General features: G+C 38.2%; 16 protein-coding genes. 4 read left to right on the top strand and 12 right to left on the bottom strand.

The genetic code is table 11. The features are described 5' to 3' along the window. Positions 1-130: 130 nt before the first annotated feature. Positions 131-574 (top strand): YhjD family protein, encoded by a 444-nt coding sequence (locus tag JCM12304_RS11735; RefSeq protein ID WP_060680543.1) that lies wholly within the window; start codon positions 131-133, stop codon positions 572-574. Here the strand turns inward: JCM12304_RS11735 and JCM12304_RS19095 are convergent. The 4 genes from JCM12304_RS19095 to JCM12304_RS11720 form a co-directional block, all read right to left on the bottom strand. After that, positions 468-950 (bottom strand): competence protein ComK, encoded by a 483-nt coding sequence (locus tag JCM12304_RS19095; protein ID WP_231478707.1) that lies wholly within the window; start codon positions 948-950, stop codon positions 468-470. The two genes, JCM12304_RS11735 and JCM12304_RS19095, sit on opposite strands and share 107 nt — an antisense overlap. Before the next feature lie 206 nt (positions 951-1,156). Further along, positions 1,157-2,695, bottom strand: a complete 1,539-nt coding sequence (locus JCM12304_RS11730; protein ID WP_060680541.1) for a fatty acid--CoA ligase family protein — start codon at positions 2,693-2,695, stop codon at positions 1,157-1,159. Between the two features lie 290 nt (positions 2,696-2,985). Beyond that, positions 2,986-3,981 carry a lipoate--protein ligase gene (lplA, locus tag JCM12304_RS11725; RefSeq protein WP_019376196.1) on the bottom strand — a complete coding sequence of 332 codons (996 nt, stop codon included), beginning with the start codon at positions 3,979-3,981 and terminating at the stop codon, positions 2,986-2,988. Between the two features lie 71 nt (positions 3,982-4,052). Further along, positions 4,053-4,787, bottom strand: coding sequence for an MBL fold metallo-hydrolase (locus tag JCM12304_RS11720; protein WP_060680539.1), 735 nt, complete (start codon positions 4,785-4,787; stop codon positions 4,053-4,055). A 140-nt stretch (positions 4,788-4,927) separates the two neighbouring features. On the opposite strand from JCM12304_RS11720, the gene yhfH reads away from it, so the two are divergent. Then, positions 4,928-5,056 carry a protein YhfH gene (yhfH, locus tag JCM12304_RS19090; RefSeq protein WP_071648420.1) on the top strand — a complete coding sequence of 43 codons (129 nt, stop codon included), beginning with the start codon at positions 4,928-4,930 and terminating at the stop codon, positions 5,054-5,056. Positions 5,057-5,215: 159 nt separating this feature from the next. On the opposite strand, the gene JCM12304_RS19605 is transcribed toward yhfH, so the two are convergent. Then, a complete protein-coding gene (locus JCM12304_RS19605; RefSeq protein ID WP_172675288.1) occupies positions 5,216-5,545 on the bottom strand; it encodes a hypothetical protein in 330 nt (109 codons plus the stop codon). A gap of 432 nt (positions 5,546-5,977) precedes the next feature. Between JCM12304_RS19605 and pepF the strand changes: the two genes are divergently transcribed. Then, a complete protein-coding gene (pepF, locus tag JCM12304_RS11710; protein WP_060680535.1) occupies positions 5,978-7,789 on the top strand; it encodes an oligoendopeptidase F in 1,812 nt (603 codons plus the stop codon). A 113-nt stretch (positions 7,790-7,902) separates the two neighbouring features. Here the strand turns inward: pepF and hemY are convergent, their stop codons facing one another. The 4 genes from hemY to JCM12304_RS11690 form a co-directional block, all read right to left on the bottom strand. Continuing rightward, entirely contained in the window at positions 7,903-9,306 is a 1,404-nt protein-coding gene (gene hemY, locus JCM12304_RS11705; protein WP_060680534.1) for a protoporphyrinogen oxidase, read from the bottom strand. After that, a complete protein-coding gene (gene hemH / locus JCM12304_RS11700) occupies positions 9,303-10,241 on the bottom strand; it encodes a ferrochelatase (RefSeq protein WP_060680532.1) in 939 nt (312 codons plus the stop codon). The genes hemY and hemH overlap by 4 nt, the downstream gene beginning before the upstream one ends. A gap of 34 nt (positions 10,242-10,275) precedes the next feature. Further along, positions 10,276-11,310 (bottom strand): uroporphyrinogen decarboxylase, encoded by a 1,035-nt coding sequence (hemE, locus tag JCM12304_RS11695; RefSeq protein ID WP_060680530.1) that lies wholly within the window; start codon positions 11,308-11,310, stop codon positions 10,276-10,278. A 234-nt stretch (positions 11,311-11,544) separates the two neighbouring features. Then, entirely contained in the window at positions 11,545-13,566 is a 2,022-nt protein-coding gene (locus JCM12304_RS11690) for a transglycosylase domain-containing protein (RefSeq protein ID WP_256200823.1), read from the bottom strand. Between the two features lie 316 nt (positions 13,567-13,882). On the opposite strand from JCM12304_RS11690, the gene JCM12304_RS11685 reads away from it, so the two are divergent. Further along, entirely contained in the window at positions 13,883-14,377 is a 495-nt protein-coding gene (locus JCM12304_RS11685; protein ID WP_060680528.1) for an antibiotic biosynthesis monooxygenase family protein, read from the top strand. Between the two features lie 545 nt (positions 14,378-14,922). Here JCM12304_RS11685 and JCM12304_RS11680 read toward each other — a convergent pair. Genes JCM12304_RS11680 through liaF form a run of 3 tightly spaced genes read right to left on the bottom strand, consistent with a single transcriptional unit; the run spans position 14,923 to position 17,368 of the window. Further along, on the bottom strand, positions 14,923-15,558 hold the full coding sequence (locus JCM12304_RS11680) for a response regulator (protein ID WP_060680526.1): 636 nt from the start codon (positions 15,556-15,558) through the stop codon (positions 14,923-14,925). 14 nt (positions 15,559-15,572) lie between these two features. Continuing rightward, on the bottom strand, positions 15,573-16,610 hold the full coding sequence (locus JCM12304_RS11675; protein ID WP_060680524.1) for a sensor histidine kinase: 1,038 nt from the start codon (positions 16,608-16,610) through the stop codon (positions 15,573-15,575). Between the two features lie 11 nt (positions 16,611-16,621). Beyond that, positions 16,622-17,368: a cell wall-active antibiotics response protein LiaF gene (liaF, locus tag JCM12304_RS11670; protein ID WP_060680522.1), complete on the bottom strand. Its 747-nt coding sequence runs from the start codon at positions 17,366-17,368 to the stop codon at positions 16,622-16,624. Positions 17,369-17,376: the final 8 nt, after the last annotated feature.

The raw sequence follows: 17,376 nt of genomic DNA, 5'->3' as shown, positions 1-17,376 counted from the left end.
CCCTGCTTTCTGAAAAGTAAAATCTATCGCCACTTTCTTTTCATTTCCAGAAATTTATATTGTATTTTATGTGATTTATGACATATACTAAAAGTATAGGAACAAACGTTCTGTAATTGGAGGAGTGTTTATGCGTTATCTTAATGATGAAGAGTTGCAAATTAGTTCCCGCTTCCTTTTTCTATCAATGGCCCTCGTAGTTATTCAACAGGATATTCAGCTTTTTAAAAAAGGCCCCTTTAAAATTAAAGAACTGTACCTTCATCCGTTGGAGAAAATGGAAACAGCTGGTATTAAAGAACGGAAGGAACTGAAAAAAATAATGCAGAAGAAACAATTAAAAGTTTTCACACTTACTAAAAATGATTCCTTTTCATCATTTTTATTTGTTTGCAGGGGAAAGGAAGAAAAACGAAACTATTTTAATCCTGCTATTCGAAAAAAAGTCGAGGTTATTTTACAGGAGCTTATGAAAAAGGCGATTCAGCAACACGATCTGCATGATGTTTCTGCAAAAACTGCAGCCGCTTATCAAGTAAGTAACGGTATTGAGCAGTCCTTTGAATCTGATTAAGGACAATTCCATAGGAGGTAGTAATAAAGATCTTTTTACCGTTTTTGAAGATAATTTCTGTACCGGAAGTTTGGGCTTGGTTTACTTGATCGATATGGGAATGAGCAATCCAGCAACAATTTGAGTTTGAGGGGGAATTAGTTGGAAAGAAATACATCCCACTCGAGGGGTTAATTGTGATTGGGGCCTTGTAGGTAATTCCACAAATTTCCCGAGTCCCTTCCTGGCGGCCTTTAAGGCTGCTTCCAAAGTACTTGCAAGATTGGTCTATAAGTCTACTTGTATGGGCTTGTACAAGATATTCCGTGTCTTCCTCAACCACCTGAGTAGTACGGTTTTCTTTTCTATCCCGCGAAGCAATCAGCGCTAATGTCATTGGGGTGATTTCAGGTAATGGGGTATATAAATCGTTTAACATAATGTTCATCCTTTCGTCCAAAACGAAAAGAAAGCGGCTTCCATACTAATTTACCAAAACATAAGAAAAAAAGATACTAAAATAACTAAATTTTATAATAATTTATAAAAAACTCCCTCCCAACCCATTTTTAATAGTTGAGAGGAAGCCGCCTCCTCCACAATTTATTTAGATACTTTTTCCCGTAAACTTTTTCTAAGTATTTTACCAGTCGTGTTTTTCGGAAGCTCTTCCAAAAATTCAATTTTAGTTGGAACTTTATACTTTGCCAATTGTTCTGAGCAATATGCTACTAAGTCTCTTTCCGTTAACGCAGCGTTATCCGTTACAACAAAGCTTCTAACAGACTCACCAGTCTCTGGATCCGGAGCACCGATTACCGCTACTTCAGATATATCCGGATGAGAATATAGAACTTCCTCTACTTCCCTTGGATAAACATTATAACCCCCAACAAGAATAAGATCCTTCTTTCTATCTACAATGTAGAAATAGCCCTCGTCATCCATTCTGGCCATATCCCCTGTATATAACCAATCGTCTTTTAATGTGACTGCTGTTTCTTCGGGCATTTTGTAATATCCTTTCATTACATTGGGGCCACGGACAACTAATTCTCCTACTTCTCCTACAGGCACTTCCTCACCGAACTCATCAACAACCCTGTTTTCCACATTCACTATGGTAGTACCAATAGAGCCTGGTTTTCGAGGACGGTCCAATGGATTAAAGCAAGTAACTGGAGACGCCTCGGAAAGGCCATATCCTTCAGAAATTTGGACATGAAACGTTTTTTCAAATTCCTTCAGCAAGGCAACAGGCATTGAAGCGCCTCCTGAAATACACAGGCGAATACCTGAAAAGTCTTCTACATGTCCTTTGGCAGTTTGCAATAAGTAGTTATACATTGTCGGCACACCAGCAAAAATGGTTGCCTCATGCTCTTTTGTAACCCTGAAAACATCCTGTGGTGAAAATTTTGGCAGAACTAAAATTGTTCCGCCGTTCATTAAAGGAGCGTTCAACGATACAGTTAAACAAAACACATGGAACATCGGCAATGCCGCCACAACTCGATCTTTTCCGCTTATTGTTAAATAGTCAGCTACATCTCTTGCATTTGAATACAGGTTCTTATGTGTAAGCATTGCACCCTTAGGCGTCCCAGTGGTACCGGACGTATATAAAATAATCGCAATATCATCTTCATCCAACTCCGGTCCAATATATTCGGCATCACCACTATGGAGCAAGTTTGTAAACGATTGCAATTTAGTTGATAAAGGATGTTCCTGTAAGTTGATTTTTTCACCTGTTTCACAAGATATGTAATGACTTACTTTAGGTAATTGATCAGCAATAGCTGTAAACTTTTCAAGTAGGACATCCATCGTGATAACTGCTTTAATGTCTCCATTTTTAAGAATATAGGTCAATTCGTATGGTGTATATAATGGATTAATTGGAATCACTGTAAGCCCCATTCTCAGAGCCCCATACAATCCGATTACAAAGTAAGGACTGTTTCCCACAACAAGGGCAATATGGTCACCCTTTTTATAACCAAGCTGCCCCAATTGAGAAGCAAATTTCCGGACCGCCCCCTCCAATTCCATATAACTTGTCTTTTGACTTTCAAAAATAAATGCTACCTTGTGTGGATTGTTCTCTGCTGTAATGGATAATTGTTTACTTAAATTCACCATGAAACCCCCTTATATTATGAATGAATAATCATTCATTTTATTGCCATACTTTAAACCTTATGAATTTTAATACAATTTAAAGTATAAAATAGAAGTAGTCATTTTTCAAGTGGGAGCGGTAACATTTATTGTCAATAATGTTGTAGAGAGTGCGTTGCTTTGATCTTTTTTATTTATCGTAAGGAAAGATTTATCCGCAATAAAAAGTAGAACAATTTAATTCCCAAAGAAAAAATGTAAATATAAGAAAAGCGTACAAATCTCCAGATTTATACGCCTGTCTTAATTTAATAGATAAGGTTAATAAAGTCTTCTTTAGATATTCTGCCTAGATAGTGAGGCACATCAACATCTGCTAATGCTTCTTCAATTGCTTGGCGATTGTGGCGCACACCGGAAAGTCTCTCCTCAATTACGCTAACCTCTCCGACACCAAAAAAATCTCCAAAAATCTTACAATTCTCAATGATTCCTTTTTTGACATCTAAGCGAACATCAACTAGTCCAGCATCAAATTTATGAGATTCTTGGATGTTAAAAGTAGGGGACTTCCCATAATTCCAATCCCAGTTTTGATAACGTTCTTTAGAAATCTGCTTTACGTTTTCCCAGTCTTTTTCAGTTAGTTCATAACGTGGTACCTCATTAACGTCCTCTACTTCAAAGATGTAACGCAAGATAATTTCTTTAAAATCTTCCATGGAAACCTTCTCATCAAGAAATTCGGAAATATTTGCAACTCTACTGCGTATAGATTTTATTCCCTTAGATTGGATTTTTTCTTTCTTAACTTTTAATGCAGAAACTACGTTTTCAATTTCAGAATCTAACATTAATGTTCCATGGCTGAACATACGGCCTTTTGTGGAAAACATCGCATTACCGGAAATCTTCCGCCCATTAACAATAAGATCGTTCCGACCCTTTAACTCTGCAGGAACACCCAGTTTATTAAGTGCCTCCACCACTGGTTGAGTAAATTTAGCAAAGTTTTGGAAGCTGTTACCATCATCTTTTGTAATAAAACTGAAATTCAAATTTCCTTCATCATGATACACTGCTCCGCCACCTGATAGCCTGCGAACAACCTTAATATCATGCTTGTCCACATAATCCGTATTTATTTCTTCAATCGTATTCTGATTACGGCCAATAATAATGGAAGGTTGATTCACATAAAAAAGTAAATATGTATCGTTTTCTCCGAAATTTTGTAAGACATATTCTTCTAATGCTAAATTAATACTTGGATCTGTAATCCCTTTATTATCAATGAATTTCATAAGTCTTCCTCCCTTAGTTTCCATTCCTCTTTCTAGTTTAATGGAATCGTTCTTCTTAAGCAAAACTAATGCTATTTACTTTGCCAGATAAACCCCTCTGCCGCCAGATTCACAGAGCCTTGATAATAGTGTTTTGCTTCCGTAACTAACTGAGTACGCTCTCTATATTGTGGTAAATGGCTCAACAGCAGTTGCTTTACTTTCGCTTGCTCTGCAATCGTACCACACTCCTCACTAGTCATATGTCCTGCATTTGAACCGTCCTGATCTGCATAAAAGTTACAATCAGCAATTAATAGGTCGGCATTACGTGCAAATGGAACCCACCTATCTGTATATGAGGTATCAGCAGTATAAACAACCGTTGATTTGCCATCTGTTATTCGCATTCCATAACATGGTACAGGGTGTTTCGTTTTTAAAAAAGTAATAAGAAATGGCCCTATCTCTAATTGCTTCTCTGGATTGTATTCTACCCCTTTCGTATATTCATGGGTTAAACTCACAAATTTTTCTTGATCTTCTGCATGCCCATAAATAGGTAATACATTTTGTTTCCCTGTTATATAATAAGATACAAGCCTTGCATATTGTAGTACACCAATATCTGCAACATGATCATGATGGTAATGAGACAGGATTACAGCATTTAGCTCATTTGGTGATATGTATTTTTGTAATTTTGACAAAGAGCCACTTCCTGCATCTATAAGAAGGGTAAACCCGTCTTTTTCTAACAGATATGCGGATGTAGCACCATCTGGAGCAGGATAACCACCCCAACATCCAATAACAGTTACCTTCATAATTATCCCAACCTTTCCTTCTAATTGTAGATTCATTATATCTAATAAAAAGAAATTTTAAAATATGTTGTAACACAGGGTTGACTTTTAACATACTGTTATATTACAATGAAATTAATTCAAATACGAGGAGGATCCACATGTTAAATGTTCTTGAATTCTTTAGAAACCTACCTAAAAAGAAGTGTAGCCAATGCGGTCATGATATGCATGAAAAAGCAGACTGTTATGGGAATTTATGTGACGAATGTGATCATCCAGCAAGATAACTATATAACAAATGAAGCAATCTGATTTCCGCCTACTGTAATACAACACAATCTTTCCAACTGACAGCTATAACCATAGCTGTTATTTTTTTGTCTTTATACACCTTTACAACTTAGCTCCAAACAATAATTCGCAAAATGGATAAACTGCGACGTAACTTAGTTGTGTGTAAATGACCGTTTCGGAAAATACACTTCGCTTTCCGTGGGCAACGCTTCAGCTTCCTCGGAAGAAAACCACTTCCTTGAAAAAGAAACCCACTTTTTCTGCGTGCGATGTTTCTCATAGAAGCTTTTCTGGTCCTGCGGGATCTTCAGCTGTTGCTGGGACTGCGTTACCTCGTCCCACCGAAGACCTTTTGCGATTACTCGCCCCATCAAAAAGCCCTGTTGCTTTTCCCACAGGACAAGGAAGGCTTCAGCGAATTGTGCATCGCACGAAGGAAAGATGTTTTTTCTTTCCGAGGAGTCTTCGTGTTTTTCCTTCACTAGTAAAGTTGTTAGATAATAACTAGTTATTTATAGTTTAAAGCAGTTACGAATTGATTGGAGTGGAGGGCGGCGACTCCTGCCGGAATAGCATGAGGCGAAGACCCTGGACGGAGCGTAGCGGAGAAAGCGGCTGAGGCCATGCCGGCGGAAAGCGTCCGCCTGAAACGGAAATCAATGGGGCACTTCTCCTCAAATATTTTACTGAGCTTTTCATCAATAAAGTTACGTCGCAGTTTCCTCCAACTATGCAGTAAAGTTGTAGGATATTATGGCTCACCCCAGCCTTTGCAATACGCTTGTTTCCATCTTTAATACAATACAATATTCGCAAGCATTATTAGTATTATTTTGAAAAGTCATATCCTTCTGCCATATTTTGTATTATACTTAATTAGAGTGGCGAAATAAATTTGTGGAAGGAGTTTTCTTATGAAAACAGGAGTAAAAAGTTTAGATCGTTCTGACGTAGCTATGGATGAAACATGGGATTTAACTGATTTATTTATTAACCATGCTGCCTGGGAAAAAGAGTTAGATGCAATACAAAAAGAGATCACCTCTGTTACACAATATAAAGGAAAAGTTGGCGAAAGTGCTTCAACTTTGCTTAGCTGTATTACTGATTTTGAAAAATACCAAAATAGACTTGTACTTGTAGCAACATATGCCAATTTAAAAGCAAGTGCTGATGGAACAGATCCGAGTAACCAACGGGATAGTGCAAAAGTATCTGCGGCACTTTCTGCTATCAGTACCAAGATTTCCTTCGTTCAGTCCGAATTATTAGAGCTGGAACCAACTACAGTAGAAAATTATTTACGTGAGTTACCTGCACTACTGCCATATAAAAAAATGCTTGAGGATATATTAGAGAAGAAAAAACATATTCTCTCACCAGAAGTAGAAGAAACGTTGGCTGCTCTAGGGGAAGTACATGATGCTCCTTATATGATATACCAACGCAGCAAATCTGCAGACATGCATTTCCCTCCAATTACCTTGGAGGATGGTAGTGAATTACCTATGTCAGCTGCTTTGTATGAGGACAAATATGAATTATCAGCAGATCCATCCGTCCGTCGCAAAGCATACCAATCTTTTATTCATACGTTAGAACAGTATAAAAACACATATGCAGCAACATATGCTACTGAGGTTTCAAAACAGGTGACGATGTCACGCTTACGTTCCTATGAATCTGTCACAGATATGTTATTACACTCGCAGCAAGTAACAAAAGAAATGTATCATCAACAGCTAGATGTAATACAAGACAAGCTTGCACCTCATATGCAACGGTATGCCAAGCTAAAAAAGGAAAAATTAGGACTGGAGAAATTACATTATTATGATTTAAAAGCTCCATTAGATCCTGCCTTTAATCCTGAAACAAACTATGAAGAAGCAAAAGAAACTATTTTAGAAGCTTTGCAGATAATGGGACCAGAATATAGTAAGATTATGGAGGATGCTTTAACTAATCGGTGGGTAGACCGCGCTAATAATAACGGAAAAGCGAGTGGAGCTTTCTGCTCTAGTCCGTACGGTGTTCATCCTTATATTTTAGTTACCTGGACGGATATGATGAGAGGTGCTTTTATCCTTGCACATGAACTAGGACATGCCGGGCATTTCTATCTTGCTGGTAAGAACCAAGCATTTATCAACACACGTCCTTCAACCTATTTTGTAGAAGCGCCCTCTACATTAAATGAATTGCTATTGGCAGAGCACTTGCTTTCCAAAACCAAAGATTCGCGTATGAGAAGCTGGATAATAACACAACTTCTAGGAACCTATTATCACAACTTTGTTACCCATCTTTTGGAAGGAGAATTTCAACGAAAAGTATACCAATTGGCAGAAGAAGGTACTCCTTTAACAGCTAACGTTCTTTCAGAGCAAAAACTTCTAACACTGAAAAATTTCTGGGGGGATACTGTCGAGTTTGACGAAGGTGCTGGCTTGACTTGGATGCGTCAGCCACATTACTATATGGGACTTTATCCATATACATACTCTGCAGGGTTAACTGTCTCAACTGCTGTAGCACAGCAAATAAAGTCAGAAGGAAAACCAGCTGTTGACCGCTGGCTGGATGTGTTAAAAGCTGGTGGTACAGAAAAGCCTCTCCAACTAATTAAACAGACTGGGGTAGACATGTCCAAGCCTGATGCCATTAATCAAGCTGTAAATTATGTCGCTTCATTAATTGATGAATTGGAGTTAACGCAGAATTAAAATGGTTAATGTGTAACAAAAAACCAGATGTTTTCCAAGTAAACGTAAAAAAACCGGTTTAGACAGCTTTCGTCTATTACCGGTTTTTTCACTTCATTCTTGGGATTGCTCCTTTATTCCTTCAAAAACGCAAGAGCCTCAGCTACTGCATTTTCACCTTGATCAATACAGTCGGGCACTCCAATACCTTCAAATGAACTACCTGCAAGAAAAACACCTGGCAAAAGATGATGCATGTCATTACGTACTTTTGCTACTCTTTCTTTATGCCCCACCGTATATTGAGGCATAGCATTTTTCCATCTGCTAATGACGCTGAATTCAGGCTTTGCGGTAATATTCATCGTCTTGTTTAAATCTTTTAGAACAATCTCGGTAATCTCCTCATCCGAAAGATCGACAACCTCCTGATCTCCCGGTTTACCCACATAGCAACGCACCAAGGCTTTACCCTCAGGAGTAGTCATCGGCCATTTCTTATGTGTCCACGTACACGCAGTAATTCGGTAATCACTGTTTCGAGATACGACGAAACCTGTTCCGTCAATATCTTTTTTGATCGCTGATTGATCAAAAGCCAATGCAACATTTGCTACAGAAGTTGATGGCATTTGATTAAAATCATTAAACAAATCATATTGGCTGAATACTTTAGGCAATGTATAATGCGGTGAAGCCATAATAACTGCATCAGCTTTAACAGCCTCTCCATTGCTTAAAAGTAAGTGATAGCCATGCTCTTTTTTCTCAATATGGTCCACAGCTGTATTTAAAAAAACAACATCTTGGTCTAACTTTTGTTCAATAGCTTTAACAAAGGTCTCAAGTCCATTCTTGAAAGAGAAGAACATTCCAGGCTTTTTCCCAGTAGACTTTTTAGGTTTTGGCATTGTCTTCTGAAGTCCCTTAATTAAACTGCGATGCTTTTGCTGGGTTTCGTAAAAATTAGGGAATGTTGCCATGAGACTCATTTTATCGATGTCACCCGCATAAATACCTGATAACAACGGTTCGATTAGATTCTCAACAAGCTCATCTCCGAAGCGATGACGAAAAAAGCCGCCAAGTGATTGATCACTTATCTTTTTACCTGTAGGCAAGACTAAATCCATTCCTGCACGAAGCTTCCCTTGCACTGAAAACATTCCGGAAAACAGGAATGGTCTCACCTGTGTAGGAATGCCCATAAAGGCACCGGAAGGCATTTTATGGAGTTTCTTTCCTACCAAAATATAGGATTGGCCTGTTCCATTTCTAACCAACTCATCAGTTAGACCCAATTCCTCCGCAAGTTTCACCGCAGGTTGCTTTCTTGAAAGAAAAGAATCCGGGCCCCGTTCAATAGTAAAACCGTTCTTCTGGGTTGTTTTTATTTTACCACCAAGTCGATCACTGGCTTCAACCAGTTTTAGCTTATATGGGAGATTTTTTTCCTTTATTTCTTTTTGTAAATAATAAGCTGCTGAGAGACCTGTGATCCCACCGCCCACGATTACGATTGTTTTGATATCACTCATTCCATTTCACTCTTTACACTTTTTAAAACAACCTGAGCTAATGTATGAATAAATGATGGGTGAACATTCGGCATTTCCGGACGGTAATAGTTCGCACCTATTTCATCACAAACCACTTTACATTCATAATCATTGTCATATAATACTTCCAAGTGATCAGCAATAAATCCTACTGGGGCATAAACAAAGGAAGTGTAACCTTTTTGTTCAAAAAGGTCTCGTGTTAAATCTTGGACATCCGGACCTAACCATGGATCAGGAGTATTTCCTTCACTTTGCCAACCTATCTCAACTTGTTTTATACCAGTCTGTTCAGCAATAAGTCTTGCGGTTTCTTCTAGCTGTTTAGGATATGGATCACCATTTTGCAGGATTTTTTCCGGTAAACTGTGAGCGGAAACGATCAATACAGCCTTTTCACGCTCTTCTGCTGACATCTTCTCATATTCTTTATTGATTTGTTGTGACCAATAATCAATAAAACCAGGCTCATCGTACCAGCTTTCGATTGATTTAATATTAATGCCATGCTTTTCAGCTTCATCATTTGCTCGTTTATTATAAGATTTTACGCTAAATGTAGAAAAATGCGGAGCCAGTACAATTGACACAGCTTCTTTAATACCGTCCTTAGCCATCTCTTCAACTGCATCTTCTATAAATGGTTCAATATGTTTCAAACCAATATATGCCTTAAATTCATATTGATCCTGCTCTTTATTTAAAGACTCTTCAAGGGCTGCAGCCTGCTGCTCGGTAATTTTCGCCAGTGGGGAGATGCCACCAATTGCTTCATATCTGTTTTTCAAGTCTTCTAGCGCTTCTTCTGATGGTTTTCTTCCACGACGAATGTGAGTGTAATATCTTTCAATATCTTCTTCTTTATATGGTGTTCCGTAAGCCATTACCAATAAGCCTAGCTTTTTCTTTTCCATTTTCCGCACCTCTTTTAAAAATTATTGCATTAGCTTAATTATGTGAATAACTATGAATCAACTCTGTTAGCTTCTTCAATGTTTCCGGTTTAATGTCAGGCGTTACCCCATGGCCTAAATTAAATACATGGTTGCCTTGTTCCTTTCCTTCATCCAGAATGGCTTTGGTTCGTTTTTCTATGGTTTCCCATTCTGTTAGTAGTAAGGTTGGATCCAGGTTACCTTGCAGCACCTTTGTGACCCCCATATCTCTCGCTTCTTTCATAGACGTACGCCAATCCAACCCGATCACATCCACAGGCAGATCATTCCATTCCATAAGCAAATGTCGTGCCCCTACTCCAAATATGATTAGTGGGACATCATATTGTCTTAGCTCGGAAAAGATCCTAGTCATAACGGGTTTAATGAATATACGGTAATCTGCCGCATTCAACGTGCCGACCCATGAGTCGAAAATTTGGATCGCTTTAGCGCCTGCTTCAATTTGTGCTTCAACATAAGTAATTACCATATCGGCAAGTTTATCCATTAATGCAAACCATGCAGCTGAATCGCGGTACATAAACGCCTTTGTTTTACTATAGTTTTTAGAAGGACCACCTTCAATCATATAGCTTGCTAATGTAAAAGGAGCTCCACTAAAACCAATCAAAGGAACCTCAAGTTGTTCTTCAGTAAGGATCCGGATCGTTTCCAAAACGTAAGGAACATCTGCTTTAGGATTGATTGAGCCAAGACGCTCCACATCTTGCATATTCGTTATCGGATTATTGATAACTGGTCCAATCCCCGATTTAATCTCCACCTCTACCCCTAAAGCAGGAAGAGGAGACATAATATCTTTGTATAAAATTGCTGCATCTACTCCATATTGCTCAACAGGAAGACGTGTAACATAGGCGCATAACTCCGGTTGATGTGTAATCTCAAATAGAGAATATTTTTTCTTTAACTCACGATACTCTGGCTGTGACCTTCCAGCCTGTCGCATAAACCATGCAGGAGTATAATCTGTTTTTTCACCTTTATAAGCTCTAATAATCGTATCATTTATCTTTTTTGCCATCTGTACCATTCCTTTTTACGTACTTGTACTAACCCATAATCAACTATATCCATTAATAATCTGTCTGTATAGCAAAGCACCTTGATTGTCATGAATTTGTCTTAATTTAAGATATTTGTGTACCTGTCAGAGTGCAAATCCGTGGCTAACCATCCATATACATGTTCCAGTATCCTTTTTTCAATAAAGCAACTACAACGTAATAGTGAGTTAACGAACGGTAAGTGGTTCTTGTTACCATTCTAATTTTACTGTATTCGACCTTTCTCCTTCCCTTTTTGTGAGCGGATCAAAAGGAACTACATAATAGCGATTCCCACCAAATAACGCATTCTTTATTGTATAACTTGTTGTTCCTTCGGTCTCGCCTATTCTTTCATCAATACCTTCTTTTTCTCTATATACACGGTATATTACCCGGTCATCTGAAGAGCCCTTCCAGGATAATTCTCCTTCCACGAACGAAAAGCTGCCAAAACGATAGCTTGCCTGTAAATTTTCTATTTGCGGCAGAGTAACTGGTTTGGGTAAAGCTGTTACTTTCTCTGGCTTTGAAAAATGTTCTTCGAGTTCTTCGTGCTTATCCAACTCAGACAAAATTGCCTTTGTTAATTTCGTTGGATATTCACTACCTCCATTTAAATAATGCTCCTTATCCGATTGATCATAACCCATCCAGGTTGTCATTACATATTTTGGAGTGTACCCGGCAAACCAAGCATCCTTTACTTTACCTTCTACAAACGGGTGCTGGGTCGTCCCTGTTTTACCTGCTAATGCTTTTGTATATTCACCAGCTGTTGCTGTTCCGGATTTTACTGTTTCCTGCAAAATCTCTGTCATATTCCACGCAACCTGCGCATCATATACTTGCTTTGAATTAGTTTCTGCTTCAAAAGCTAATTTATTTTCCTGGTCATATATACGTTCAATCGTATGGGATTTTTTCATTTTTCCCATTCCAGCAAAAGAACTATAGCTCTCCATAACCTGAATTGGAGTAATTCCTTTAGATAAACCACCTAAAGCGATTGCTAAACCATCATCTTCAATCATAATCCCTTGTTTTTCCAAGGACTTTTTTGCATAAGGTACTCCAATCTGGTCAAGCAGCCAAACCGCAGAAGAATTCTTGGAATACCTAATTGCATCATAAATGGAAACAGCACCCTCGTATTGATGGTCCGCATTTTCCACACTATAATTATTATCATAATCATATTTCATATCAGGAATAAGTGTATAAGGTGTATATGCTTCTTTTTTCATCATAGCAGGCCCATAAACCGCGATGGGCTTTATTGTCGAGCCAGGTTGCCTGGAAACAGTGGTACGATTCAGATTTCCAAGTTGATATTCTCTACCCCCTATTGCCGCTACAGTTCTCCCAGCACTCTGTTCCATGATAACGAATGCTCCCTGGGTTCCCTTCGTATTACCCGGGAAATAATTGTCGTTTTTGAAATGATTATAGGCAATTTGCTGAATTGTGTCGTTCATGTTGACTACAATTCGATAGCCCCCTCGCTTTAACTCCTCTATGGACATATCATGCATTTCTGCAGCTTCTTTAATTACAAGGTCTACATAACTATCCACCCATGGCTTACTATTATCCTTCTCCAACTCAAGACCCAAAGATTTATTAGACTCTTTTAATCTTTCCTCTGCATTGATCGCTCCATTGGCCTCCATTGACTTTAACACGACATTACGTCTCTCTAGCGCTTTCTCTGGATGGTCAATTGGTGAATACCCATTGGGCCCTTTTGCTAGCCCAGCAAGTAAGGCAGCTTCCGAAACAGTTAAGTCACTTGCCTTCTTGGAGAAAAAGTAATTAGAAGCTCTCTCTATTCCATAAACCCCACGACCAAAGTAAATTTCATTCATATATAATTCCAATATTTCATCCTTTGTCAGGTTACGTTCCAAGTAGACAGCAGCCATTACTTCTTTTGTTTTTCGCATCCAGGTTTTATCATTATGCAGGAATAGATTTTTAGCCAGTTGCTGGGTTATGGTGCTAGCACCTTCCACTTTATCCATTGCTATAATATCTTTGATTATCGCTCTCATAATCGATCTAAAGTCAACACCTGAATGTTCATAAAACCTTCTGTCTTCAATTGCAACAAACGCCTGCTGTACATGTTCAGGTATTTTTTCAATTGTGACAGGGATACGGTCTTCCTTATATATACTACTTAGTCTCTCACCATCTTTTGTTTCAATTACTGTTGTTGCATCAAGTACCATATCAGCTTCATCGGCTACTAATTTTCCACCAATTAAAATGGCGGCATAGCAAGTAGACCTAAAATAATAATTGTTGTTATACTATAGAAGATAACCCGTATTTTCTTTGGTATCCTAAAGCGCCTTTTCTCATGATCTTTTTCTTTCATCCATTCACCCCTATGTACGCACCACTTACATTATACGACAAAATTCCTCCTAGCGAAACCGATAATACTTATTATCTTTTAATATTAATTATAAAATGTAAAGTTGGACTATTTATTTCACTGTAAGGGTAATATACTGTATAGATACTACAGAAAGGGGAATTCGAATGAAGGCATTTATGACAAATGGCACAGTAGACTTTTTAGAGAAGTTGGAGAAGAAGCACCCGAATATTCATCTGTACTTCATGACAAGTAACACAGGCGGCCTCGCATATTATGAAGCGGAAAAGAATATTTTTTCAGCAGGTAGAGAATATGAGATTTTAATTCAAAAAGGAAATATCCAGGATGAAGGGTATGTGGTAATGAATAACATCCCTGTAACAGAAGAAGGACAGCCAGTATTTGAGGATCGGTTCAAACAACGCCAAAATGAAGTTGAAATGATGCCGGGATTTCAAGCTTTTCGCTTATTAAAACCAAAAAAAGGACGCACCTATGTTGTGTTTACCCAATGGCGTTCGGAACAGGACTTTGAGAACTGGAAGAATTCTAAGGAGTTTAAGCATACACACCAAGGGCAAACAAAACCACCAGCTTATTTTGCTGATCGGCCTTTTCTTACAAACTACCATATGATAGATAAGAATGATGACTAACCAAAACATTAAAAAGCGTTTCTGATATATAGGTTAGAGTTATTCAATGATGCGTAAAATAGATGAACTTCGAACTAGAGAAAACCTATTTAGTTATTTATGTGAAATAGCTAAATAACACCGCTACGGAAAAATACTGCGCTTTCCGGGGGCGGCTGATGAGCCTCCTCATGCTACGCATTCCGGGGTCTCACCGATGCCTCATCTCCCCCAGGAGTCTCCGTATTTTTCCTTCGCTGTGATTTACTTTTTTTAGCAATAAATGGTTTTAGTATTAGGTGAAAAAAGCTGGTTTAACATCTTAAAAGATAAGTGGAAAGACCACAAAAAGCGTCTCTTAGCAGCGGAAATCAATGGGTGCATCCACTTCCTTATAATAAGATATCAGTTAGTTAGTTCGCAGCAGTTTACTCCAACTACGAATGAACAAAAATACGTTTGTACCCAAACATTTGAAGTAGAGCCTAAAAAACATGGTCATCTAATAGATGGACCATGTTTTTTAGATTCACTATGTATGTAGTGTTTTTTGAGCTATATAAACATCAGCTGTCCCGGAACAACTTATTTTTATGTACATACACCGCAGCTTGTGTCCGATCATTGACAGCCAATTTCGATAGAATGTTACTTACATGCGTTTTCACTGTTTTAATCCCAATGTAGAGCTTCTCACTAATCTCTTGATTTGTCATCCCATTCCCTATACATAATAAGACTTCTAATTCCCTTTCAGTAAGGTCCTCATGTAACTTTTTGTCCTCACGCCGAAAACGGGTCATTACTTTCCCTGCTACTTTTGGTTCAATTACGTTTTCTCCACGAGCTGCTTTTTTTATCGCATCCGCAATTTCTGTTGCTGAGGAGGTTTTTAATATGTAGCTAAATGCTCCTGCTTCCAAGGCCGGGAAAAGTTGTTCATCATCATAATAGCTAGTTAAAATTATAATTTTGCAAGCTGAATATTGCTCCATAACTTGTGCAGTAGCGTCAATTCCTGAGCCATTCTCCATCATTAGATCCATAAGAACCACGTCGGGCTTCTTCTGCAGAATTAAAGCCGCTCCGGCATTTCCACTTGCCGCCTGACCAATCACTTCAATTTCTTCATCCGTATTTAAATATGCAATAATACCCTTGCGAACGATTTCATGATCATCAACTACAATAACACGAACCATTTAACTTCCCCCTATCAGCATGGTATACGAATATCAATATATGTACCTTCTCCAGTGTTAGATCTAATTGTAAATGTTCCACCTAATTCTTCACTACGTTCCTTCATCGTTTTCAAACCATAAGAAGTTTTTCTTTCCATATCTTGAGTTGAGTCAAACCCCTCCCCATCATCACGAATATGTACAAATAACTCGCTGGTCGGCTTAGAAAGACTAATCTCCACTTCAGAAGCATTTGCATGTCTCAATATGTTCGAAAGAGATTCCTGAATGATACGGAAAACATGCTCCTCTATCGTATCTGCCAATTGTAGATCAGAAGGAATGTTCAACTTAAAAGCAATTGTACTTTTTTGCTTCAGTTCATCTACAAGCTTTTGAATACCAGTAGATAATGTATCACCAGATAAGTGAATAGGTCTCAAATGAAGTAACAGTGCTCGCATTTCTGCTTGGGATTGCAGTGCTGCTTTAGTCACTTCTACCATTTGTTCCTTTGCAAGGTTTGGATCTCTATCCATCTGTTTCACCGCTGCTTCTGCCATCATCGTTAATGCAAATAATTGCTGGCTTACCGCATCATGTAAATCTCGAGCTAGTCGTTGACGTTCTTCTATAACAGCAGCTTTATGGGCAGATTTTGCAAATTCAGCTTTCTCATCCGCACGCTGTCTTAAGGCTTTAACTTGATTTTGTAGTTTTTCACCTAATTCATTCATTTCATTCCCGATCCTGGCAAGTTCATCCTCTTCATTAAAATAAACCCGCGAAGTATAGCTTCCGTTTGCGAATCTGGTAATTAACACAGAAAGGTATTCCAGCCTCTCTTTCATATCACCACTTGATTTAAATCCTGCATAGAGCGATAGGATTGTTCCAATAACAATATATAAAGAGATAAAAAGAAAAATACCAGGCGCTGTTAACCATGCAGGTTCAAAAATGACATAGATTGATAAAAGAAGGGAGAGCAACGTTATACTTGTTAAAAACAAGCCATATAAATGAGAACGGATATAACTGTAACGAATGCTTGAAAAACGGTTAATCATCGCTCTTCCCCCTATACATAATCAATTCGAATTGACCCAGCTTTTAAATGGATTTGAAAATCTATTTTTCTTACAGCAGTATCATAGTTATTTGTCTCATACTTAAGTGAACGATTAATCCCTTCAACCGTCTGCCCTGCTACATAAACTTCTCCAGCCTTCACAGAGGCCTTCACACGAAAGTCGATATTTTCCGGCATGACGATATTCACATCTCCAGCTAACGACTGAATCGAAATGGGAATTTCCTTGTCCGGAATGAAAGCTTTAGTAAAGTCAAAATAAAAATCACCTGCCATTTGACTGAGGTTCATTGGCTCTACTTTCCAATTTTGATGATTAAATTCCTGGTTTCCAAAACTGAAATAGGAATCTCGCTGCTTTTTATTCTTCTTTTCATTTCCACTTGAGACATGAACAAAGGTGCGTTTTTTACCTATTAATAAAAAGCCTGCATAGATAATCAGCAATGGCCAAAGATTTATAACATCACCAAACGAAAAGACAATAAGCTCAAGGCGATCAAGTAGAAGCAACCCACCAAAAATGATAAGAAAAGAGCCAAATATCCAGCTCCCCTCTCCTCTATTAAAATAGTCAATTACCCACTTTACACCTAACACGAGAAAGAAGATTGGATATATATAGCCCCACACGGTATAAAAATCAAAATTCACCATTCCCAAATTAGTAAGCACAAGCATAATACCTAATCCAATCAGGAAGATTGCCAGAAAATAACGTAGAATACTTTTCATTCTGTTCA

The organism is Virgibacillus halodenitrificans JCM 12304 (genome assembly GCF_001310895.1).
GTDB lineage: Bacteria > Bacillota > Bacilli > Bacillales > Amphibacillaceae > Virgibacillus_Q > Virgibacillus_Q halodenitrificans.
Note: the sequence above shows the minus strand (reverse complement) of the source record. Positions and strands in the feature narration are given on the sequence as shown.

Coding starts and splice junctions, on each gene's coding strand:
- liaF (WP_060680522.1), bottom strand. CDS start 17,368: ATGAAAAGTATTCTACGTTATTTTCTGGCAATCTTCCTGATTGGATTA.
- JCM12304_RS11680 (WP_060680526.1), bottom strand. CDS start 15,558: ATGGTTCGTGTTATTGTAGTTGATGATCATGAAATCGTTCGCAAGGGT.
- JCM12304_RS11675 (WP_060680524.1), bottom strand. CDS start 16,610: ATGATTAACCGTTTTTCAAGCATTCGTTACAGTTATATCCGTTCTCAT.
- pepF (WP_060680535.1), top strand. CDS start 5,978: ATGAAAACAGGAGTAAAAAGTTTAGATCGTTCTGACGTAGCTATGGAT.
- hemY (WP_060680534.1), bottom strand. CDS start 9,306: ATGAGTGATATCAAAACAATCGTAATCGTGGGCGGTGGGATCACAGGT.
- yhfH (WP_071648420.1), top strand. CDS start 4,928: ATGTTAAATGTTCTTGAATTCTTTAGAAACCTACCTAAAAAGAAGTGT.
- hemH (WP_060680532.1), bottom strand. CDS start 10,241: ATGGAAAAGAAAAAGCTAGGCTTATTGGTAATGGCTTACGGAACACCA.
- lplA (WP_019376196.1), bottom strand. CDS start 3,981: ATGAAATTCATTGATAATAAAGGGATTACAGATCCAAGTATTAATTTA.
- hemE (WP_060680530.1), bottom strand. CDS start 11,310: ATGGCAAAAAAGATAAATGATACGATTATTAGAGCTTATAAAGGTGAA.
- JCM12304_RS11735 (WP_060680543.1), top strand. CDS start 131: ATGCGTTATCTTAATGATGAAGAGTTGCAAATTAGTTCCCGCTTCCTT.
- JCM12304_RS19095 (WP_231478707.1), bottom strand. CDS start 950: ATGACATTAGCGCTGATTGCTTCGCGGGATAGAAAAGAAAACCGTACT.
- JCM12304_RS11690 (WP_256200823.1), bottom strand. CDS start 13,566: ATGGTACTTGATGCAACAACAGTAATTGAAACAAAAGATGGTGAGAGA.
- JCM12304_RS11720 (WP_060680539.1), bottom strand. CDS start 4,787: ATGAAGGTAACTGTTATTGGATGTTGGGGTGGTTATCCTGCTCCAGAT.
- JCM12304_RS11685 (WP_060680528.1), top strand. CDS start 13,883: ATGAAGGCATTTATGACAAATGGCACAGTAGACTTTTTAGAGAAGTTG.